The sequence below is a fragment of the Tropicimonas sp. genome (assembly GCF_047971885.1).
GTDB lineage: Bacteria > Pseudomonadota > Alphaproteobacteria > Rhodobacterales > Rhodobacteraceae > Tropicimonas.
The window spans coordinates 1-19,377 of sequence record NZ_JBKEAE010000040.1 but is presented as its reverse complement, the minus strand read 5'-3'; the positions used below and the strand labels follow the sequence as shown (position 1 = coordinate 19,377).

The window sequence follows — 19,377 nt, the reverse complement described above, 5'->3', positions numbered from 1 at the left end:
GGCAGCCCTGTGTGGCAATAGCCGCCCGAGGGACTTATGGGTCCAGACCCCACCTCCATGATCGCTCGAGGGGCCGCTCCGAAGGGGCGGCCCTTTCATTTGCGCTGCCCCGGCCCGGATTGTCGGGCTGGTCGGGTGTTGCCTGATCGCCTATGCAGTGCGGAAAACGAGGCTGCAAACGATGCTGCGGGTTACCGACGACATCACCATCGAGGACTGGGAACTGACCGAACAGTTCACCCGTGCTTCCGGCCCGGGGGGGCAGAATGTCAACAAGGTCTCGACCGCGGTCGAACTCAGGTTCGAGGCCGCGCGCAGCCCCGGTCTTTCGCCGGCGGTCAAGGCGCGGCTGAAGCGGCTTGCCGGGCGTCGCTGGACCTCGGACGGGGCTATCGTCATCCGCGCCGAGGAGACCCGCAGCCAGGCGCGCAATCGCGACATTGCGCGCGCGCGCCTTGCCGAACTGATCGCCGCGGCCGCCCGCCCGCCCAAACGGCGCATCGCCACCCGGCCGACGCTTGCATCGAAACGGCGCCGGCTCGAAGCCAAGGTGCACCGGGGTGCCGTGAAATCGCTGCGTGGCAAGATCACCGGAGAGGAGTGACATGGCCTGGCGATATGGTTCTGATCATGTCGTCAGGCGATGGCCGTTTGGTTCTTCGGTGACGGCCATCGGAACCGGTCGTTCATGAAGCTGGCTATGCGGAACAAACTGTCCTTGTCTGGTTTTGTACGCAGAGCCCGCGACGGCAAAATACACCGTCGCGATATCAAAGACACCTTCAGAATTTTCCGTTGTCGTGGGCCATCCGGGCCGGGATCTCCGACACGGTGTCCCAGTGCTCGACGATCTTGCCGTTGTCCACGCGGAACAGGTCAAAGAACGCGGTCGGCGTGCTGCCGATGAGCCCCTCGGAGGCCGCAAGGACGAAATTTCCCTCTGCCACAACGAGATGCGTTTCGCTATAGCTCATGGCCTGCCCTGCCTCCGCCATTGCCGCAAGCGCGGTACCCAGACCGTCAAGCCCGTCGCCCACCATCGGGCTGTGCTGCAAATAGGTTTCGGTGGAGATATACTCGGTGATATTCTCCGGCGCACCGCCTTGCAGGACATCGGCGATGAAACCCTCGACAAGCACCTTGTTCTCCGCCGTTTTCTCAAGGTCGGTGATTTCCGTGGGACCGTCGGTCATCGACCGGCCCGAGACAGTATCGGACACGAGCGGCTGAAGATTGTCCCAATGCTCGGCGACCTTCCCGTCCGCGACGCGGAAGATGTCGAAACCGACAAGCGTATCCGCCCCGAAAACCTGTGCATTGTCGTAGGTGCTGTGCAGGACGACCAGGTCGCCCTCGGAAATCGCCCGATGCGTCGTCACGCCGATGCCGCTCTCCTTCAGCGCCGGGATGAAACCAAGTACGGGCGCGGCGCCGGTGGGTACGGACGCATTGTGCTGGATGTAATCGGGCTTGAGCAGGTCCTGCGCGGCCTCGGGGTCGAAATTGGTGAATATGGCGGCGAAAGCGCCGAGCACGATCTCTTGCGGTGTCATTTCGCGATCCTTTCTCTGGGTTGCGATTCGAATGGTGTATTGGTATCGAATATATACCAAGTATCAATTACGCACTAAAAAGGCACCAGGTATGCTTCAGATAACCGCCCTGACCAAGACCGAGGCCGAGAACTGCCCGATCCGACAGATTCTGTCGAAAGTGACTGGCAAATGGCAGCTCCTGATCCTGTTCGCGCTGCAGGACGGATCGCTCCGCTTCGGCGCATTGAAGCGGGTGATTGGCGACATCACGCAGCGTGTGCTGACCGAGAATCTGCGCTCGCTGGAGCGGGACGGCTATCTGACCCGCAGCGTCGATCCCGGTCCGCCCGTCGCGGTCCATTATCAGTTGACTGAATTGGGGCGTGAACTGGCGGGGCTTCTTGAGACGCTGGCCGAATGGGCCGCCCGCAATCATGGCGTGATCCGCAAGGCGCGTCAGCGCTACGATGGATGATGTTCACCGGGTTGAGCGACGGGAGCGAAGAACGAACCATGTGCCGGCGTGCAACGGGCTTTATACCGTCTGACTGAGGTAACGCGGGTCATTCTTCACGGCCGCTGGAGCAAGATCGGCCGGGGCGCCAATGGCCGGCTCATCGTGGAATCCGGCCGCTTCCTGCCCGCTCCGGCGGGTCAGCCGCCGGGGGTCAGACGATCACCGCAAGCGGGACCTGCTCGCCCACCCCGAAGACGCGCTTGTAGCGTTCGACCTCGGCCCTGGGGCCCATCGCCTTGTTGGGGTTGTCCGACAGCTTGACCGTCGGGCGGCCGTTGGCCCTGACCGCCTTGCAGACAAGCGAGAACGGGGCCAGTTCATCGCCCGGAACGAGCCCGCGGAAATCGTTGGTAAGCAGCGTTCCCCAGCCGAAGCTGGGTTTGATCCGCCCCGCGAACCGGGCGTAGAGATCGAGGATTTCATCCACATCCAGCCCGTCGGAGAAGATGACCAGCTTTTTCTTCGGATCCTCGCCGCGCGATTTCCACCAGTCTATCGCCATCTCGGCCCCGGCGACCGGATCGCCGCTGTCGACGCGCACCCCTGTCCAGCCGGCCAGCCAGTCCGGCGCGTGCTCCAGAAACCCCCTGGTCCCGTAGGTATCGGGCAGGATGATCCGCAGGTTGCCCTCGTGCTCTTCCTGCCAGTCGGCCAGCACCTGATAGGGCGCCCAGGCCAGTTCCTGATCGCTGTCGGCAAGGGCGGCATAGACCATCGGCAGTTCATGCGCGTTGGTGCCGATCGCCTCGACCTCGCGCCGCATGGCGATCAGGCAGTTCGACGTGCCGATGAAGCTCTTGCCGAGCCCTTCGATCATCGCCTGCACGCACCAGTCCTGCCACAGGAACGAATGACGCCGCCGGGTACCGAAATCGGCAATGCGCAACCCGGGTACCTCGCGCAGGCGCTCGACCTTTTGCCAGAGCTTGGTCATGGCCCGCGCGTAAAGGACCTGAAGCTCGAAACGCGCCATCCTGTCCAGAGCCGCCCGCCCGCGCAGTTCCATCAGCACGGTCAGTGCCGGAATCTCCCACAACATCACGTCCGGCCACGGGCCTTCGAAGGTCAGTTCGTACTGTCCGTCACGCTTTTCCAGGTGATAGTCGGGCAGGCGCAGCCCTTCGAACCATTCCATGAAGTCGGGGCGGAACATCTGGCGCTTGCCGTAAAACGTGTTGCCGCGCAGCCAGGTGCTTTCGCCGCGGGTCAGCGACAGGGAACGGATATGGTCAAGGTGCTCGCGCAGTTCGCCCTCGTCGATCAGTTCGGCCAGTCGAACGCTTTTTGTCCGGTTGATCAGCGAAAAGGTGACCCGTGCGTCCGGACGGTTGCGAAACACGGACTGGCACATCAGCAGCTTGTAGAAATCGGTATCGATCAGCGAACGGACGATCGGATCGATCTTCCATCGATGGTTCCACACCCGCGTGGCGATATCGGCCATGACGCAACCTCCCTGACCCGCATCCGGCTCAGGCTATAGTTCGCGGCGCACGATGGAAAGGGCCGGGCTTTCGGCATGGCAGGGCAGTGCGGGAAAATACACGGGGTTACGCGATGTTATCTGCTGGAAAGCGTCACGCCGGCATTGTGCATGGCATCGAGCGCCGCGGCGAGCGAACCGTCGAGGTCGATGGCCCGGCACAGGTCGATCTCCACCCGGACGGCAAACCCGAGCCGTACCGCATCAATGGCCGAGTAATGCACGCAGAAATCGGTGGCGAGCCCGACCATGACCAGGCGTTCGACGCCGCGTGTCCTCAGGTAACCCTCCAGCCCGGTCGGTGTTGCGCGGTCGTTCTCGAAGAACGCCGAATAGCTGTCGATATCGCGATCGAAGCCCTTGCGGATCACCACCTGGGCGGCATCGTTTGCAAGGCAGGGATGGAAGGCCGCGCCCTCACTGCCCTGCACGCAATGATCGGGCCAGAGAACCTGCGGCCCGTAGGGCATCTCGAATATCTCGTAGGGCTTTTTGCCAGGGTGCCGGGAAGCAAAGGAAGCATGATCGGCGGTGTGCCAGTCCTGAGTGAAGATACGGACGGGATAATCGGGCAGCAGTGCGTTGATGCCGGGCACGATTTCGTCGCCGCCGGGCACGGCCAGTGCACCGCCGGGGCAGAAATCGTTCTGGACGTCGATCACGATCAGCGCTTCGGGCATTTGCGGCACCTCCTGCCACAGGCTTTGCACGGGGGGGGCGGGACGGTCAATGCGGCCTTGCCGAGCGGGGCGGTTCCGGCCTAGGGACGGGCCATGCTGACAGTTGCCGCACTTTACCATTTCACCCGCTTCGATACCCCCGATATGCTGCGCGCGCCCTTGCTGGCGCTTTGCCGGAGCGAAGACGTGCGGGGCAGCCTGCTGCTGGCGCGCGAGGGGATCAACGGCACCATTGCCGGGCCTGCCAGGGGGATTGCGCGGGTGCTGGCCCATATCCGCGCCCTTCCCGGATGTGCCGGACTGGTGTGGAAGGAGAGCCCTGCCGCCGAAATGCCGTTCGGCCGCATGAAGGTCCGGCTGAAGCGCGAGATCGTCACCATGGGCCAGCCCGACGTGGACCCGACCGCCTCGGTCGGCACCCATGTCGACCCCGCCGACTGGAACGCGCTGATCTCGGCGCCCGATGTGGTGGTGATCGACACGCGCAACGACTACGAGGTTGCGATCGGCAGCTTCGATGGTGCGATAGATCCAGGTACCCGCAGTTTCCGCGGATTTCCCGCCTGGTGGGAAGCGAACCGCGACCGGTTCCACAACAGGCGGATCGCGATGTTCTGCACCGGCGGCATCCGCTGCGAAAAGTCCACCAGCTATCTGCTGGGGCTGGGCGAATCGCAGGTCTATCACCTGCGCGGCGGTATCCTGAAATACCTCGAGGACGTACCCGAACGGGAAAGCCTCTGGCAGGGCGAGTGTTTTGTCTTTGACCAGCGGGTGTCGCTGACCCACGGGCTGAAGCAGGGCAGCCACCGGATGTGCCATGCCTGCCGCCGCCCTGTCTCGCCGGCCGACATGCAGGCGCCCGCGTTCGAGGAAGGGGTTTCCTGCCCGAGGTGCATCGGCGAGTTCACCGATGCCGACCGACGGCGTTTCCGCGAGCGGCAGAGGCAGGTTGCGCTTGCCGCCCGCCACGGAACGCGACACCTGGGCGCGCAGGGCGGATAGAACGCCCCCTCAGCGCCGGGTGTCGAGCCAGTCGAGGATCAGGCCGGCGGTTTCTCCGGCGTGGGCCGGTTCGTACATCGGCATGTGGCCGGCCCCCCGGACAATTTTCGGTGCAACACCGTAATAGAGCCCGGTCAGGCAGATATCGGTGAGGGGCAGCAGGCGGTCCTGCGACGCCCCTATCACCAGCATGTCTGCCCGTGGCCCCGGCAGGGGCGCGAAGGGCGGAAATCCGGTCGTTCGGATGGTGGCGGCAAGCGATTCGTCGGTGAAGCGTGGCAGCAGGCGCTGAAATTCGGCTTCGGTGATGCCACCGGGAAAGAGGTTGCGGCGCATCAGGCCGGTATCGACTTCCGACACGCCGAACAGGGAAAATCTGGCCAGCGCCATCCACAGCAACGGGTTGCACATGGCTGTCTCGAACGAGGCGCGCCACAGCCCGTAGGGCGGCACCGAACAGAGCAGAACCGTCGCCGCCGGCCGGAAGCCGCGCCGGATGGAGTTCTGCACCACCGCGCCGCCCAGTGAATGGCTGACCACTGTCACCGGCCGGCCGATGGTATCCATCGCCTCTTCCAGCGCGCGGCTGTAATCGTCGAGATCCGGGCCGTCGAAAAGCGGCGCTGCGGGAAGCATACGCCAGGATTCGATTGCCGCTTCGGTGTCTGGGGTGGCGATCAGCCCGGTCGGGGCCTGTTCGGCCGCGGCTGGATCGGAGGCCATGCTGGCACCCGACGGTCGGCCGGGCAGGGTGATCGTCCATCCTGTATACCCGGCGCCGGTGAAATGGCGCAGCCAGTCAGGCGTCCAGACCCAGCTTCCCGACGCGATCCCGTGCAGGAACAGCACATCGCCCAGGTCAGGCGCAGCATCCCCGGCGGCGTGACGCTCGAGCGCCCAGCCCTGGTGCGACCCGATTTCGCGAGCGTTTTCATCCGGCATGCCCGGCATCCCTTCCGTCTCCACAAGCCCCGCGCGACTCTGCATGCATGCTATATGCCGGTAAATGCTGCCATGCGGTATAAACCGCGCTCGGTGCGTTCCTCAGGCCCCCGATCGCCGCCGGAAGCCTGCCGGATCACGGCGAATCAGATGACGGTCATTGCGAGAACTGGGTGTTGAACCCGATCAGCGTTCCGGCAAGCCCGAAGATGGTGCGCGTCGAGTTGACCGGCGATTCGGTGACCATCAGTGTATCGCCCGAATAGATCGGCATCCGGTTGGCGCTGAATATTCCGTCGGCCGAGGTCAGGTCGAGGGCAAAGATCGTCCGCTCGTGCATCGGGCCGCGTCCGTCGCTTCGCACCGCCGAACGCGGATATTCCCGCAACAGCAGGATACCCTGCGGGTTGGCCGAGCGTTCGTCGAGCCCGCCCATGAGCGAGACCGCGTCCATCGCCGACAGCTTGTCCTCGGTGAACCGGACGATCTGCTCCTTGCCCGCCGCCCCGAAGGCGCGGAAGAATCGTTCGTCGTCCACCAGCGCAACCTTGTCGCCGCCGCGCAGGCTGGGATCCTGCGACGGATTGTCGATCAGGTGGTCGAGCGAGGTGCCATAGGTCTTTCCCCCCCGGATCAGGCGGACCTGCGGGTTGTTCAGGCTGGCCGGCCCGCCCCCCTGACTGATCAGGCTCAGTACGGTGAAATTTCCTTCCGGCAGCGGAACCGTTCCGGGATTCCGCACCCCGCCGATCAGGCTGACCGATCCGCGCGGACCCGGCACCACCGAAAGCTGGACCTGCGCCGACGGCACTGACGCGAGCAACTCGCGCTCGATCTGTTCGCGCGCCGCATCCGCCGTCTTGCCGGCGACATGAACCTTGCCGACGTAGGGCACGAAGACAGTGCCGCCCTGTGTCACGCGCAGGGCGGGAACCGTGGCCTGCTTTTCCATCTGGGCGGTGAGAAGCGAGTTTTCCTCGCTGTCCCAGATCACCATCTGAAGCGTGTCGTAGGGCTGTATCACGCCCGGCGAGTCGGACTGGCCGGAAATCCAGCCGAAACGGCGCACGTTATCGGTGGCCGGCCAGTCGGTGAGGCCGGGCAGGGTATCGCGCGTTACGGCGTAGACGGCGAAATCCCGCTCCTCGTTGGGGCCGACTGCCAACACCTCGCGTTCGATCGGCGCACCACGCGGCAGTGCGCAGGCACCCAGTACAAGCATCGGCAGCAACAGCCGGATCAGTTTGAGCACATTGTCCCCCAATGCGGCACCGCGCGGCGCAGTTGCGCGGCCTTGACCAAGCCGGAATAGCGCCAGCACATGCCGGGGGTCAACCTCCCGGTCGCCGATAGCCCTTCACCGGCTATTTGCAACAACAATCCACCGGGCCGGTGCGGTGGTGCGGCAGGCCGGTTTTCCCGTATCGGCCGGGCCGGCCGCTCAGTGCGACACGCGCCGCGCCTTGGCGCTCAGCCGCTTCACACGCCTGCCCGGCAGCGGAACGAGCTTTCCCGCCGTGAGATAGATCAGATAGAGATCAAGCCCGAGCGACTGATTGTCGCGATAGATCAGGTCGAGCCGCGCCTTGCGCGGAATGCAGCGGCGCACATAGATCTGCTCGGTCTCGGCGGCGGTTCTGGTCTGCGACAGCAGCATTTCCTCGTGCGAGTGAAAGATCACCGTCGCCAGGCCGGTGATTCCGGTCCGGCTTCGCAGAACCTCGGCGTAGATACCGGGGTGCCGCTTGACATAGCGCGGCGCCGGCGGGCGCGGACCGACAAAGGACATGTCGCCGGCCAGCACGTTCATCAGTTGCGGCAATTCGTCGAGCCGGGTACGGCGCAGGGCGCGGCCAAGCCGCGTTATCCGGTGCCTCTTGTCGCCCCCCGACACCCCGACCTCATGGCGCCGCCTGTCGGTTTCCATGGTGCGGAACTTAAGCAGCGTGAAGCGCTGACGCGGTGCCTTCATGCGCTGCGCCGGATAGAGGACGGGCAAGCCGTCGAAAACGAGAACGGCAAGCGAAATGAGCAGGATCAGCGGCAGAAGCACGACCAGCAGAACCGCCGACAATACCACGTCGAACACACGCTTGGCCGGCGCGGCATATGAATACCGCACCTGGCGGGGCTTCACGGAAGCCGTTCCCTTCCTGCTTCCGCCCGGCTTATGACCGGCCTCAGCGGCCAACTGCGACATATTCCGCGAAACCGGCGTCGAGCGCGTCCTCGCGGGTATAGATGTTGCGCAGGTCGGCGAGCCGCGGCGTGCCCATGACCGAGGCCATGCGGGTGAGATCGAGCGCGCGGAACTCGTTCCATTCCGTCAGGATCACCACCGCATCGGCATCCCGTGCCGCCGCATAGGGATCCGTTTCCCAGTTCACGCCGGGCAGAAGTGCCTCGCCCTCGCGCCGGCCCTGCGGGTCGACCACGCGTACCGTGGCGCCGCCACCGATCATCGCCGGAACGATCGTCAGCGAGGGCGCCTCGCGCATGTCGTCGGTATTGGGCTTGAAGGTAACCCCCAGCACGCAGATCGTCTTGCCGTTGAAGCTGCCGCCGCACATGTCCTGCAGCTTTTCGACCATGCGGCGCTTGATTTCCTCGTTCACCTTGATGACGGTCTCGGTAATCTGGAGCGGCACGGAATGATCCTGTCCGATCCGGGCCAGCGCGTTGGTATCCTTGGGAAAACACGAACCGCCATAGCCCGGTCCGGCATGCAGGAACTTGTTGCCGATGCGGTTGTCGAGCCCCATCCCGCGTGAGACCGCCTTCACATCCGCCCCAACCCGCTCGCACAGGGCGGCGATCTCGTTGATGAAGGTGATCTTGGTGGCAAGGAAGGCGTTGGCGGCGTATTTGATCATCTCCGCCGTTTCGAGCCCGGTATAGACGATCGGGAAATCGCGCAGGAAGAGGGGGCGGTAAATCTCGCCCATGACCTCTTTCGCCCGCTCGCTCTCGACGCCAACCACAACCCTGTCAGGCCGCATGAAATCGTCGATGGCCGCTCCTTCGCGCAGGAACTCGGGGTTGGAGGCCACGTCGAAATCGAGCGCCGGATTGGCTTCGCGCACGATCTCCTCGACCTTGCGGTTGGTTCCGACCGGCACTGTCGACTTGGTGACGATCACGGTGTGGCCGCTCAGACAGCCGGCCACTTCCTCGGCCGCCGCATAGACATAGGAAAGGTCGGCGTGGCCGTCGCCGCGGCGGGTCGGCGTGCCGACCGCGATGAACACCGCACCGGCCCCTTCCACGGCCTGCGCAAGATCGCCGGTGAACGACAGGCGCCCGGCGGCGACATTCCGCTCCATCAGCATATCGAGCCCGGGCTCGAAGATCGGAACCTCGCCGCGCTCCAGCATGCCGATCTTGTCGGGATTCTTGTCGACGCAGACCACCTCGTGGCCGAAATCCGACAGACAGACGCCCGAAACGAGACCGACATAACCGGTTCCGATCATTGCGATCTTCATTTTCCGACTCCATTATACCAAACTTCGCACTGCGAATGGTGCATCGGCAACCTACTGTCAACGAACTGCCGATACAAATTCCCGGTCCGTGTGGTTTGGTCCGGCAGGATGATGTATATCGCCGCAACGTGACTTCGGCGATCGGGGAAGGAACACCTGGGATGACGATAGCCTACGCCCGGAAACTGCGCAGATCCGCGCTTTGCGGAATGATGTTTCTGGTGCTTGTTGTCGTCGTTTCCGCCGGCAGCGCCGCCGCCGCTCCGAGTTGCAGCAGAACGCGGATCGCCGGCGCCGAAAAGCTCGTCGATCCGGGGCGAATCGATCAGCGGTTGCTGGACGCCTCGGTGCTGGCCGAGGTCAATTACCTTCGCTGCCGCAAGGGGCTGGCGAAGCTCGCGCCGGCAAACGGCATGCGGCGCGCGGCCGAAACCCACGCCCGCTGGATGGCGCGCGCGCATGATCTGACCCACCTGTCCAGCCTTCGCGGAAAGCGCACGACAAGCCAGCGAATCCTTGCCGCCGCCCGTAACATTCACATGGGATCGGAGAATATCGCCAAGGTCTCGCTCTACCGGCTGGACGAGGCCGGCCGCTATCGAATCGTCGATGCCCCGGGCTGCCATTTCGAAACGGGGAAGGGCACGCGAATCGGCCGGCACAGCTATGCATCGCTGGCGCGATACGTGACCGACCTCTGGTACCGGTCCGGCGGCCACCGGAAGAACATGATGGACCGGCGGGCAAGGATCGCGGGCGCCGGTGCCGGATACGATCCGCGTGCCGGAAATTGCGGCGGACTTTATATTTCCCAGACCATCGCCGGCTGAAACTCTGGCGAATATGTAACACCTTGCGCATCTTGTTGCGCATCCCTCTTGGCGGGTTCATGAAGCTCTTGCCTTCACACGCATATGTGCGATGTTGTCTGTGATCTCCGGGCATGACGCCCGGACTGCGCTATAGGAGTCATACTATGCAGAAGTTCATGATCTCGTCCGCGATGGTACTTGCTCTCGCAGCGCCGTCGTTTGCCGGCGGCTATTCCGAGCCGGTCGTCGAGCCCCAGCCCTTCGTCGTCGAAGACGATGCCGGCAGCCTCGGTGGCTACGGTGCGGCTGCTGCGCTGCTCGGCGGCGCTGCCCTGATCGCCATCCTCGCCAACGACGACGACGATGACGATGATGACAGCCACGACGACGATCACCACTGAGCGTCGGCCGTCAGAACGGTTTCTTTTGGGGGCGGCCTGATTGGCCGCTCCTTTTCGTTTCGGCGCCCCGGTTGTGTTGGTTTCGGTCATCCCGGCGGAAAGGTGCAAGGATATTGGTTCAGGGCGCTTTCAATGGTTACGCGGCCCCGTAGCGCTCCCGATACCAGGCGACAAACGCGCCAATCCCGTCCTGTAGCGGGGTCGCCGGAATGTCGCCCACGAGCGCACGAAGCAGCCGTGTATCGGCCCAGGTCGCCGGAACGTCTCCCGGCTGCATGTCCATCGGGTTTCGAACCGCCTTCCGCCCAAGCGCCTTTTCGATCGCTGTGATGAAGTCGTTCAGTTCGACGGGTTGTGAGAGCCCGATATTCACCACACGCCACGGAGCAACCGGCGACAGGGAATCGATACCCGGAATTGCGGCGTTTTTCCTCGACTCGGCAGGAACGACACCGATCAGGCGAACGACAGCCTCGACAAGATCGTCCACATAGGTGAAGTCGCGCCGCATCTTTCCGTGATTGTAGACGTCGATCGGCTTGCCTTCTGAAATGGCCCTGACGAACCTGAAAAGCGCCAGGTCGGGGCGCCCCCACGGACCGTAGACGGTGAAAAAGCGAAACATCGTGGTGGGAAGCCGGTAGAGGTGGGCATATGAATGCGCCATGGCCTCGTTCGCCTTTTTCGTGGCGGCATAGAACGACATCTGGGTATCTGCCTTCTGGATTTCCGTGTAAGGCAGAACCGTATTGGCGCCGTAGACCGACGACGTGGACGCCATCAGCAGATGTTGTGGCGGACAGGCGCGCGCCGCTTCCAGAAGCTCGAATGTTCCGACAAGGTTGGATTCGAGATAGCTGCGCGGTGCTTCGAGCGAGTAACGCACGCCGGCCTGCGCGGCCAGATGAACCACGATCCCGGGCCGTGTTCGGGCGAAGCAATCCATCAGCCTGCCGGGTTCCTCCAGCCTGGCGGTCAGTTCCTGGAAACGCTCGTAACGCTTCAGGATCGCCAGTCGCTGTCGTTTCAGCGAAACATCGTAATAGTCGGTCAAGGCATCGAAGCCGATGACCGTGTATCCATCGTCAAGCAGGCGCCTGCACAGATGAAAGCCGATAAATCCCGCCGATCCGGTTACGAGAGCTGTCTCGCCCATCTGTCCTCGCTATATCCCCATGTCTTCGCGCCCGATCGAACTGACGGTGAGCGCGCCGATCACGGACGCAAAGTCTGGAACGCGATCTTTCCGACTTCGGGGCTGACCCACTGTATGGATTGCAGCACCGTACCCGCATCGGAAACCCAGTAGCTGTTGCGGATTTTCAGATCGTCGGCGCGGCAGCTTTCGGTCATTCTGGTTGTCGGGACGGAGCGCCCGTCGGCCAGAACCACCGGGTCGTTTCCGGCGCGGGAAATCTCGCAGGTCATGCGGGTCGGAACCGAATGGTTCTCGCCGCTCAGATGCCAGTAGACGCGTTGGGCCGTTCCTTCGCGCCGGCCGCCGATCAGGGCGATGGAGCCGTCGGCCTCGGACGAAAGCAGTTCATAGCCCAATCCGCGCGTTCCTGTCAGAACCCCGTCGCGGAAGGTCAGCGTCTGCTGCGAGGCGGTCCGGTAGGTAACATAGGGACCGTTGCGGCCGAACGCGCCGATGACGGCCGGGCGCTGCGTCGTCTCCATCACGGCGAGCATCATCGGACCCTTGTTGGCGGCAAGCGCCTTGCGGATCGTTGCCTGCTGGTCTGCCGCCCCGGCGCTGTCGGCCACCCGTTGTTTCGACTGCCGGGAGTTTCGTTCGGCGTTGACCGCTTCGGCGAAGCCGCGCCAGCCCTGCGCCTTTTCCGGATTGTTGCCGCAGGCTGCCAGCGTCAGCGCCAGCGGCAGAACGAGAATCCGGCCACTCGGTCTGCGGCCCGCACGATTGCGAGATGTCATCTCCAGAATCTCCCGCTGCTTCCTTCGATCACAGGTTCGTGGTACTTGCGGACGCGTTCGTAAAGCCGGTTGTCCACCGAGACCCTCTGACCGCCATCTGCCGTGAAGGTCCTGAACGAGAACCCGCGTGTCGATTTCGAAGGCTGTCCGGTGATCCAGGACAGCGGCACCTGAACGAAAAGCCCCTTGTCGAACGAACCGTCGCCGAAATCGTCGAACGGGATATCGGTGAACGTGGCATAGGCGCCGATCTTCCAGCCGTTGTCGAACTGCCGGTTGAGCCGCAGCGAGGCGCCATAATCCCCGGCCAGATACCGGCCGGCATCGATCTGGGCGTAATATCCGTCGGCAAATTCGTAGTAGCCCGACAGGTGGCCGGTGACGACATCGTAGTCGTCCAGGCCGAACCAGCCTTCGTAATCGCGTTTCACCACATAGTTCAGTTCGGCGCCGAAGGCCAACCGGCTGTCGACCGGTTTCCACAGCACCTCTCCCGAAAGACCGGTGTACATCCGTTCGAGCACACCGGCGGTGACGCGGCTGTAGATGTTGCTGGCCGGACGGCCGAAATGCGCAAGTGTCAGTTCATCGAGATAGAAATCCGAGTGTTTCGAGTAATCGCGGAAGTCGGTCCGGACAACCGGCACCGAATTGTCCGGCCGGGTATCGGTTCCGTCTTCTGTATTTCCGATCAGTCGGTACTTGACGATCCCTGTTGCGACGAGCCCCGGCGTCAGTGTCACCGACCCGCCGAGCCGCAGGCCCAGATCGCCGCGGATCGGCTCATCGGGGTCGAAGAGCCCGAATGCGAGATACGGGCCGAAATACCAGTCCGTTTCGGGATAGACGCCATCGACGAACTCCATGCCGGGCGGCACCTTTCCGGGGGCATCCGAGAAATCGGCGCGTGCGAAAATCTGATCCACCGGCGCGTTTTCGAAACGCTCGATGTCGCTTCTGGCGATCGTCACCCGGCCTGCGGGCACGCCGCCTGTCACCTGCGTGATGACAAAGGTCTCGACCGATGGCGGCAATGCCCGCGAAAGAATGCGTGCCGTCCGGCCAAGCGCCTGCGAATTCTCGTAATATTGCCTGTTGTCGATCCTGATTTCGACCCGCGATCCCTCAAGCGCGATGGCCTCCAGCCGGATCCCTTCTTTTGCCAGCGAATTGTCGATCGCCGTCTCGATCCCGTTCAGGTCTGCCGGATCGTTCACCCAGTCCATTGCCCATGCGCCGGGATTGGCGCTGCGCGACGGACGCGGCTGGACCGGCAGCGGGCCCGGCTCGTTGCCCGGTCCAAGCAGCGGCTTCTTGGGGTTGAGGGTGAACCTCAGCTGAAAGGCGAATTCCGAACCGTAGAGATAGGCAACCGATGCGCTCACGCCTTCGTTGAATCTGTACTCCGCACCGAAATTCCACGGGCTGTCATAATCCATCAGCCCTTGCCCGGTTTCGTTAAGATAGGCGTCGGAGGAATATTCCGCCTTGGCCGTCAGTTTCTCGGTCACGTCCCATGATGCGCCGCCAAAAGCCGCCATTGGTCCCGAGAACCACGATTCGAAGTTGAAATCGCCACCGGTCGAGACGTTCGAGAGGTTCCGGTCGCCAAAGCTGGCAATCTCGCCATGGGTTCCGAGCCGCCCCCAGCCAAGCCCGCCCGTGATGCGAACCTTGTCCCAGAACGTCTTGGTCGCCACGATGTATTCGGAGCTGTATATCCCGGTTCCAAGGAAATCCTGAAGACCGATCGCGACGGCAGGAAGCCAGCGACTTTCATCCATGACCTGGAGCCGTATATCGAAGCTCCGGTCGTAATAGTCGGAATCCTCGAAATCGGGGATGCTGGCATAACGGAATGCGCCGGAAATCCGGGGGGCGATCTGGAAGGCGAGGGTGGTTCGCCGCTGGTTGCCGGTATCCGAATAGCTCGCCGAGAACTCGCCATCCGGCGCGCCTTCCGCCGTCGGCATCTCGACCAGACCGGGTACGCCATAGTAGTTGTAGCTGCTTGTCACCATCGGTTCGGCATCCGACCCGATGGGACCCGCCGCACCGCAGACGACGATCGCTGCCGCTGTGGCGCGCACGACCAGCCTTCGTTCCTGCTGTGGCATCTTTCGCCCCCGACCTGCCTTCGTTCGCGTTGCCGCAACTATACCCATTGCGCCCCGGCTTCAAACTGTGCCCGAAGTGCAACGGCGGAAATGCCCGCCCTGTCGCAAAGAGGCCGCACGGGGTGCGTGCTGCACCGGACGCATCCCATACCTAGCGGAGGCATTCGGCCGGTACCAGAAACAACCGTTGCCGATGATGCACGAAGGCGCCGTCGGCCGGGGCGATGAGGCCGCGCCGCTCGGGCGTGCAGGGAAGATCGGGTGCATCGTCGCCGGTGACGAAAAGAACCTGACCCGAAACGTCCGCCGGCAGCGCGTGGCGCAGCACATAGTGGTTCGGTGCCCGCCCGTCGACCGGCTGCGCGAAGACCCGGATGTCTCCGTCGCGGGTCCGGTAGAACAGATCGGCAAGAATGTCGCGGTTCTTGGCGACCACTGTATCGACGCCGGCCGCCCGTGCCTCGGCAAGGATGCGCTGGCTCATCTCGCTGCGCCCCAGATAGCGTTCGAGCAGCAGCGGCCCGTTTTCGCCCAGGCGCAGCCCGGTCCCCGCGACGGTCAGCGCTGGCAGGACGATGGCGATGCTCACCTGAAAGGCGAGGCTTCCGATCCGCCAGGCGACCGGGCGTTCCAGAAGCCACGGCACAACGGCGATCGTTCCGGCGATGTAGGCGGCGGCGGCCCAGTTGGCATAGGCATGGCTCAGCAGCGCCTGCACGCAGACGATGGCAACGATCGGAAGGCTGAATAGCAGCATGAACTGCAGGGCCGGCTTCTGGTGCCTGTACCGCAGACCCAGCCATAACAGACCGGCGAACAGGACCGGCCCGAATACCGCAAACTGGCTGACAAAGAACTCGGCCAGCGCCGCCGGGTTCAGCGCCGGATTTTCGCCTGTCTCGCGCACCCAGTCCGCATTGTCGAGCGTGTGTTCGAGCGTGCTCAGACCGTTCCGCAAATTCCAGACGATATTGGGCGAAACGGTGATCAGAAATGCCGTCAGGCCCAGGGATGCCGCCCGCCAGCCCGGGCGTGCGCGCGGGTTTGCCAACGCGGCCAGCGCGGCACAAAGCAGATAATAGATCGCGGCGTATTTTGCCAGAAAACCCAGCCCCACCGCGATACCGGCAAGGATCGCCATTCCCTTGCTGCCGCCCCTGTCGAGGCTGCGCAGCCAGGCCCACAGCCCAAGCGCCAGAAACGGCGCCATGACCGTATCGGTCGAGATCATCAGACTGCCCAGCGTCACCATCGGAAGGGTGACGAAGGTCGCCACGACCCAGACCGTCACCCGATATCCGAACCGCGGTGCGGCGACGGCGCCGAGGATCATCGCCGTGGCGCCTTGCAGCAGTGGCGCGGGCAGGCGGATCCAGAATGCCGCGTCCGAGCCGCCAAGCTCGGTCGAGGCGCGGATCACCCAGCCGATCAGCGGCGGCTTTGAGTAGTAGCCAAAGGCAAGCTCCTGTCCCCAGAGCCAGTATTGCGTCTCGTCGACGAACAGGTCGGTCCGGTTGAACGCCAGCAGCACGATGCGGAAGACGGTGACCGCAAGGACGATCAGCGCCGCCGGAGCCAGCCAGCTGTGCGCCTCAACCGGCCTGACGGCGGCGTTCTGCATGGATGAGCCAGAGATTTCGGACGTAGACGAACAACCCCATCGACTGCCCGAGAATGAATACCGGGTCGCGGCGATAGAGCGCATAGAAAAACAGGATGATGCCGCCGCCGACCGAGAGGTACCAGAACGACAGCGGCACAACCGAGCGGCCGGCACGCTCCGAGGCAATCCACTGGACAAGAAAGCGCGCGGTGAACATCAACTGTCCGGCAAGGCCGATCACCACCCACCAGAATTCCATCCAGTTATCCACGGCGAGAAATCGAAATACCTGTTCAGCCATCGTTGCCTGCCCGATCCTCGCCGGCGGTTGCGGTCTCGGCTGCCTGCGCCTTCTTGCGCCGGCGGATCAGCCAGGCCACCGCCATCAGGTCGGGTATGCCAACCAGCGCGCGGCGGAAGTTGGTGTAGTTCGAACTGCCCGCCTGTCGTTCCCGGTGACTGACATCGACCAGCAGAACCTCCCAGCCGTCACGCCGGAAAAGGGCCGGAAGATAGCGGTGCATGTGGTCGAAATAGGGCAGCGCCAGAAAGGCGTCGCGGCGGAACCCCTTGAGGCCGCAGCCGGTGTCGCGCGTTCCGTCGTCGAGGATACGGGCGCGCAACCCGTTGGCAAAGCGCGACCCCCATTTCTTCGACAATGTGTCCTGGCGGTCCACGCGTTGCCCCGCCACCAGCCCAAGCCGCCCCGTCGTATCGTCGAACAGCGGCCGGTAGAGCTTGGGCAGTTCCTCCGGCGGGTTCTGCCCGTCACCGTCGAGCGTGCAGACCACATTGCCGCGTGCCGCCAGCACCCCGCTGTGGACCGCCGCGCTCTGGCCGGCAGAGCGCGTGTGGGTCAGAAGCCGCACCCGCGGGTCTGCGGCCGCCAGCCCCTGCACCGCGGCGGCCGTGCCATCGTCGGATCCGTCGTCGACCACGATGATCTCGTAATCCGTACCCGCACAGCTTTCGGCGATGCCCAGCAGAAGGGGCTCCACGTTGCCCTCTTCGTTCTTCATCGGGATCACGATCGAAAGCTGAGTCATCGGCGCTCCTCTCCGGCACGGGACATGGCTGGCGGCCCTGCCGGACCCGCCGGGGCTTCCTCAACAGATTTTCACGCCTGCCGCAAGGTATCGCCGGGGTCGAGCGTCGGAATGAGATCGACCTGTTCGCCAAAGATCTGCGCGCCCTCGCCGGCGTGGCTCGCAATGATCCGGGCCGCGCCTTCGCCTATTTCGCGCCGGCACGAATCCATGGTCGCCAGCCTGCGCGGCATACCGTCGAGAAGCTCGATATTGTTGAAGCCGGCCAGGCCAAGTTGTCCGGGGATGTCGTAATCGTTTTCCAGGCAATACAGCAACCCGCCTGCGCCGATCAGGTCGTTCGAATAGTAGATGAAATCGAGGTCCGGGGTTCGTTCGAGCACGGCAGCGGTCATCTCGCGCCCCTTGGCGAATCCCGAACCGCCCTCGTAAAGCTCGGTGTCGGCCACCCCGATCCCGGCCTGTTCGAGCACCTCCGAAAACCCCTCCCAGCGTTTGCGCGCCCGGTGATCGAGCGGCATCTTGGTTCCCAGGAAGGCGATGCGGCGATAGCCTGCATCGACGATGGCCTGCGCCATCATGCGCCCGGCGCGGCGATGCGAGATACCGACGACCGAATCGACCGGCTCGCCATCTATGTCCATGATCTCGACCACCGGGATTCCGGCGTTCCGGAGCATCGCGCGCGCGGCCTCCGAACGCTCCAGCCCGGCGATGATGACCCCCGACGGGCGCCAGCTCAGCATCTCGTAGAGAACCTTCTCCTCGCGTTCGGGCAGGTAATGGGTCACCCCGAGAACCGGCTGAAGCTCGGTATCTTCCAGGGTTTTCGAAATGCCGTTCATGACCTCGGGAAAGACCATGTTCGACAGCGACGGGATGATCACCGCCACCAGGTTCACGCGGCTGGACGCGAGAGCGCCGGCGATCTTGTTGGGAACGTAGCCGAGGCGCTTGGCAGCCTCTTGCACACGCTCCCGCGTCGCCACACTCACATCGCCGCGGTTCCTGAGAACCCGGCTGACGGTCATTTCGCTCACCCCGGAGGCTTCGGAAACGTCCCGAAGCGTCAGCGGACGCCGCGATTCGCCATGCGCGACATGGCCCTGCGCGGCACTGGTATCATCCTTGCTCATGAATATGTGTTAACGCCTAACTCGGGCCGGTAAAAGCACTGTATGCATCGAAGGGCGATCCCCGGTTGTCGCATGTGGAGTGAAGGAAATATGTCCCGGTACCGCCGAAAACGCATCTTCGACACGCTTCCGCAGGGTGAGCGGCAAATTTCCGCTTTGAAACCCCCGGGCGTTGACAGTAGAAGCGTTCCGCGACCGGGCCTCAAGCTCCCGCCGCGCGATCGCGACCCCGTGGCTCAACAGGATAGAGCAATCCCCTCCTAAGGGATAGGTTGCAGGTTCGAGTCCTGCCGGGGTCGCCAAATTTCTATGTAAAATCAAATGACTGCCTGATCTACCTCATAGCCTCATGCAGCAGCTTGCATGATTTTCCGGTCCGTTTCGCGAGGAATCCGGCCTTTGCCTGTACAATACCTGTACAGATAGCCGCTCATTACGCCGCTGCGACCGGGTGTAGCGTGGCAGCGTAATTTGCAGGGCGTGACAGCGTAACTTGCAGCAGCGCGATTTTCTGTTGTTGCCCGTTTCGGGGCGTTCACGAGCCGTTCAAATCGCACTTGAAGTTCGCGATCAGCAGTTCGCGCGCCGGCTGGCTGCGTTGTCTGGCGATGGTGTAGGTGGTTTCGACGGCGGTGATCTCGAAGGCGGCGAACATCGACCTGATCCCGGGGACATCGTTG

19 protein-coding genes and 1 tRNA gene are annotated in these 19,377 nt (G+C 63.6%); 6 read left to right on the top strand and 14 right to left on the bottom strand.

The genetic code is table 11. The features are described from left to right. Positions 1-181 precede the first annotated feature (181 nt). Positions 182-604, top strand: coding sequence for an alternative ribosome rescue aminoacyl-tRNA hydrolase ArfB (arfB, locus tag ACK5IR_RS04855; protein WP_416926475.1), 423 nt, complete (start codon positions 182-184; stop codon positions 602-604). A 178-nt stretch (positions 605-782) separates the two neighbouring features. On the opposite strand, the gene ACK5IR_RS04850 is transcribed toward arfB, so the two are convergent. After that, positions 783-1,553 carry a nuclear transport factor 2 family protein gene (locus tag ACK5IR_RS04850; protein ID WP_416926473.1) on the bottom strand — a complete coding sequence of 257 codons (771 nt, stop codon included), beginning with the start codon at positions 1,551-1,553 and terminating at the stop codon, positions 783-785. A 91-nt stretch (positions 1,554-1,644) separates the two neighbouring features. Between ACK5IR_RS04850 and ACK5IR_RS04845 the strand changes: the two genes are divergently transcribed. Further along, positions 1,645-2,010, top strand: a complete 366-nt coding sequence (locus ACK5IR_RS04845) for a winged helix-turn-helix transcriptional regulator (protein ID WP_416926471.1) — start codon at positions 1,645-1,647, stop codon at positions 2,008-2,010. Positions 2,011-2,203: 193 nt separating this feature from the next. Here ACK5IR_RS04845 and pncB read toward each other — a convergent pair whose 3' ends face one another. Both pncB and pncA read right to left on the bottom strand, forming a co-directional pair. Continuing rightward, positions 2,204-3,496, bottom strand: a complete 1,293-nt coding sequence (gene pncB / locus ACK5IR_RS04840; RefSeq protein WP_416926469.1) for a nicotinate phosphoribosyltransferase — start codon at positions 3,494-3,496, stop codon at positions 2,204-2,206. 116 nt (positions 3,497-3,612) lie between these two features. Then, the gene (gene pncA, locus ACK5IR_RS04835) at positions 3,613-4,215 is read right to left on the bottom strand and encodes a bifunctional nicotinamidase/pyrazinamidase (RefSeq protein WP_416926467.1); all 603 of its coding nucleotides are present in this window, start codon (positions 4,213-4,215) and stop codon (positions 3,613-3,615) included. Between the two features lie 93 nt (positions 4,216-4,308). Here pncA and ACK5IR_RS04830 point away from each other — a divergent pair, with 93 nt between their 5' ends. Then, positions 4,309-5,220 carry a rhodanese-related sulfurtransferase gene (locus ACK5IR_RS04830; protein ID WP_416926465.1) on the top strand — a complete coding sequence of 304 codons (912 nt, stop codon included), beginning with the start codon at positions 4,309-4,311 and terminating at the stop codon, positions 5,218-5,220. Between the two features lie 9 nt (positions 5,221-5,229). Here the strand turns inward: ACK5IR_RS04830 and ACK5IR_RS04825 are convergent, their stop codons facing one another. The 4 genes from ACK5IR_RS04825 to ACK5IR_RS04810 all read right to left on the bottom strand — a co-directional run bounded on the left by ACK5IR_RS04825 (position 5,230) and on the right by ACK5IR_RS04810 (position 9,647). Further along, positions 5,230-6,162, bottom strand: coding sequence for an alpha/beta hydrolase (locus ACK5IR_RS04825; protein WP_416926463.1), 933 nt, complete (start codon positions 6,160-6,162; stop codon positions 5,230-5,232). A gap of 157 nt (positions 6,163-6,319) precedes the next feature. Continuing rightward, complete coding sequence (locus tag ACK5IR_RS04820) at positions 6,320-7,414, bottom strand: polysaccharide biosynthesis/export family protein (protein ID WP_416926461.1); 1,095 nt, start codon at positions 7,412-7,414, stop codon at positions 6,320-6,322. Positions 7,415-7,603: 189 nt separating this feature from the next. After that, complete coding sequence (locus ACK5IR_RS04815; RefSeq protein WP_416926459.1) at positions 7,604-8,299, bottom strand: sugar transferase; 696 nt, start codon at positions 8,297-8,299, stop codon at positions 7,604-7,606. Between the two features lie 43 nt (positions 8,300-8,342). Next, a complete protein-coding gene (locus ACK5IR_RS04810) occupies positions 8,343-9,647 on the bottom strand; it encodes a UDP-glucose dehydrogenase family protein (protein WP_416926457.1) in 1,305 nt (434 codons plus the stop codon). Positions 9,648-9,808: 161 nt separating this feature from the next. Between ACK5IR_RS04810 and ACK5IR_RS04805 the strand changes: the two genes are divergently transcribed. Together ACK5IR_RS04805 and ACK5IR_RS04800 are read left to right on the top strand one after the other, a co-directional pair. Continuing rightward, a complete protein-coding gene (locus ACK5IR_RS04805; RefSeq protein WP_416926455.1) occupies positions 9,809-10,477 on the top strand; it encodes a CAP domain-containing protein in 669 nt (222 codons plus the stop codon). 146 nt (positions 10,478-10,623) lie between these two features. After that, entirely contained in the window at positions 10,624-10,860 is a 237-nt protein-coding gene (locus ACK5IR_RS04800; protein ID WP_416926453.1) for a hypothetical protein, read from the top strand. A gap of 136 nt (positions 10,861-10,996) precedes the next feature. Here the strand turns inward: ACK5IR_RS04800 and ACK5IR_RS04795 are convergent, their stop codons facing one another. From ACK5IR_RS04795 to ACK5IR_RS04765, 7 genes are all read right to left on the bottom strand, one after another. Further along, positions 10,997-12,016: an NAD-dependent epimerase/dehydratase family protein gene (locus ACK5IR_RS04795; RefSeq protein ID WP_416926451.1), complete on the bottom strand. Its 1,020-nt coding sequence runs from the start codon at positions 12,014-12,016 to the stop codon at positions 10,997-10,999. Positions 12,017-12,075: 59 nt separating this feature from the next. Beyond that, positions 12,076-12,795, bottom strand: coding sequence for a YjbF family lipoprotein (locus tag ACK5IR_RS04790; RefSeq protein ID WP_416926449.1), 720 nt, complete (start codon positions 12,793-12,795; stop codon positions 12,076-12,078). After that, positions 12,792-14,912: a YjbH domain-containing protein gene (locus ACK5IR_RS04785; protein WP_416926447.1), complete on the bottom strand. Its 2,121-nt coding sequence runs from the start codon at positions 14,910-14,912 to the stop codon at positions 12,792-12,794. Before ACK5IR_RS04785 ends, ACK5IR_RS04790 begins: the two co-directional genes overlap by 4 nt. Positions 14,913-15,063: 151 nt before the next feature. Continuing rightward, on the bottom strand, positions 15,064-16,533 hold the full coding sequence (locus ACK5IR_RS04780; protein WP_416926445.1) for an ArnT family glycosyltransferase: 1,470 nt from the start codon (positions 16,531-16,533) through the stop codon (positions 15,064-15,066). After that, positions 16,505-16,816 carry a lipid-A-disaccharide synthase N-terminal domain-containing protein gene (locus ACK5IR_RS04775; protein WP_416926443.1) on the bottom strand — a complete coding sequence of 104 codons (312 nt, stop codon included), beginning with the start codon at positions 16,814-16,816 and terminating at the stop codon, positions 16,505-16,507. Before ACK5IR_RS04775 ends, ACK5IR_RS04780 begins: the two co-directional genes overlap by 29 nt. Next, positions 16,809-17,561 (bottom strand): glycosyltransferase family 2 protein, encoded by a 753-nt coding sequence (locus ACK5IR_RS04770; protein ID WP_416926441.1) that lies wholly within the window; start codon positions 17,559-17,561, stop codon positions 16,809-16,811. Before ACK5IR_RS04770 ends, ACK5IR_RS04775 begins: the two co-directional genes overlap by 8 nt. Positions 17,562-17,632: 71 nt before the next feature. Next, complete coding sequence (locus ACK5IR_RS04765) at positions 17,633-18,697, bottom strand: LacI family DNA-binding transcriptional regulator (RefSeq protein ID WP_416926439.1); 1,065 nt, start codon at positions 18,695-18,697, stop codon at positions 17,633-17,635. A gap of 225 nt (positions 18,698-18,922) precedes the next feature. On the opposite strand from ACK5IR_RS04765, the gene ACK5IR_RS04760 reads away from it, so the two are divergent. Next, positions 18,923-18,999 (top strand) — tRNA-Arg (locus ACK5IR_RS04760). Positions 19,000-19,377: the final 378 nt, after the last annotated feature.

Excerpts from the sequence above, each read along its gene's own strand:
- arfB (WP_416926475.1), top strand. The coding sequence starts at position 182 with ATGCTGCGGGTTACCGACGACATCACCATCGAGGACTGGGAACTGACC.
- ACK5IR_RS04850 (WP_416926473.1), bottom strand. The coding sequence starts at position 1,553 with ATGACACCGCAAGAGATCGTGCTCGGCGCTTTCGCCGCCATATTCACC.
- ACK5IR_RS04845 (WP_416926471.1), top strand. The coding sequence starts at position 1,645 with ATGCTTCAGATAACCGCCCTGACCAAGACCGAGGCCGAGAACTGCCCG.
- pncB (WP_416926469.1), bottom strand. The coding sequence starts at position 3,496 with ATGGCCGATATCGCCACGCGGGTGTGGAACCATCGATGGAAGATCGAT.
- pncA (WP_416926467.1), bottom strand. The coding sequence starts at position 4,215 with ATGCCCGAAGCGCTGATCGTGATCGACGTCCAGAACGATTTCTGCCCC.
- ACK5IR_RS04830 (WP_416926465.1), top strand. The coding sequence starts at position 4,309 with ATGCTGACAGTTGCCGCACTTTACCATTTCACCCGCTTCGATACCCCC.
- ACK5IR_RS04825 (WP_416926463.1), bottom strand. The coding sequence starts at position 6,162 with ATGCCGGATGAAAACGCTCGCGAAATCGGGTCGCACCAGGGCTGGGCG.
- ACK5IR_RS04810 (WP_416926457.1), bottom strand. The coding sequence starts at position 9,647 with ATGAAGATCGCAATGATCGGAACCGGTTATGTCGGTCTCGTTTCGGGC.
- ACK5IR_RS04805 (WP_416926455.1), top strand. The coding sequence starts at position 9,809 with ATGACGATAGCCTACGCCCGGAAACTGCGCAGATCCGCGCTTTGCGGA.
- ACK5IR_RS04800 (WP_416926453.1), top strand. The coding sequence starts at position 10,624 with ATGCAGAAGTTCATGATCTCGTCCGCGATGGTACTTGCTCTCGCAGCG.
- ACK5IR_RS04795 (WP_416926451.1), bottom strand. The coding sequence starts at position 12,016 with ATGGGCGAGACAGCTCTCGTAACCGGATCGGCGGGATTTATCGGCTTT.
- ACK5IR_RS04790 (WP_416926449.1), bottom strand. The coding sequence starts at position 12,795 with ATGACATCTCGCAATCGTGCGGGCCGCAGACCGAGTGGCCGGATTCTC.
- ACK5IR_RS04785 (WP_416926447.1), bottom strand. The coding sequence starts at position 14,912 with ATGCCACAGCAGGAACGAAGGCTGGTCGTGCGCGCCACAGCGGCAGCG.
- ACK5IR_RS04780 (WP_416926445.1), bottom strand. The coding sequence starts at position 16,533 with ATGCAGAACGCCGCCGTCAGGCCGGTTGAGGCGCACAGCTGGCTGGCT.
- ACK5IR_RS04775 (WP_416926443.1), bottom strand. The coding sequence starts at position 16,816 with ATGGCTGAACAGGTATTTCGATTTCTCGCCGTGGATAACTGGATGGAA.
- ACK5IR_RS04770 (WP_416926441.1), bottom strand. The coding sequence starts at position 17,561 with ATGACTCAGCTTTCGATCGTGATCCCGATGAAGAACGAAGAGGGCAAC.
- ACK5IR_RS04765 (WP_416926439.1), bottom strand. The coding sequence starts at position 18,697 with ATGAGCAAGGATGATACCAGTGCCGCGCAGGGCCATGTCGCGCATGGC.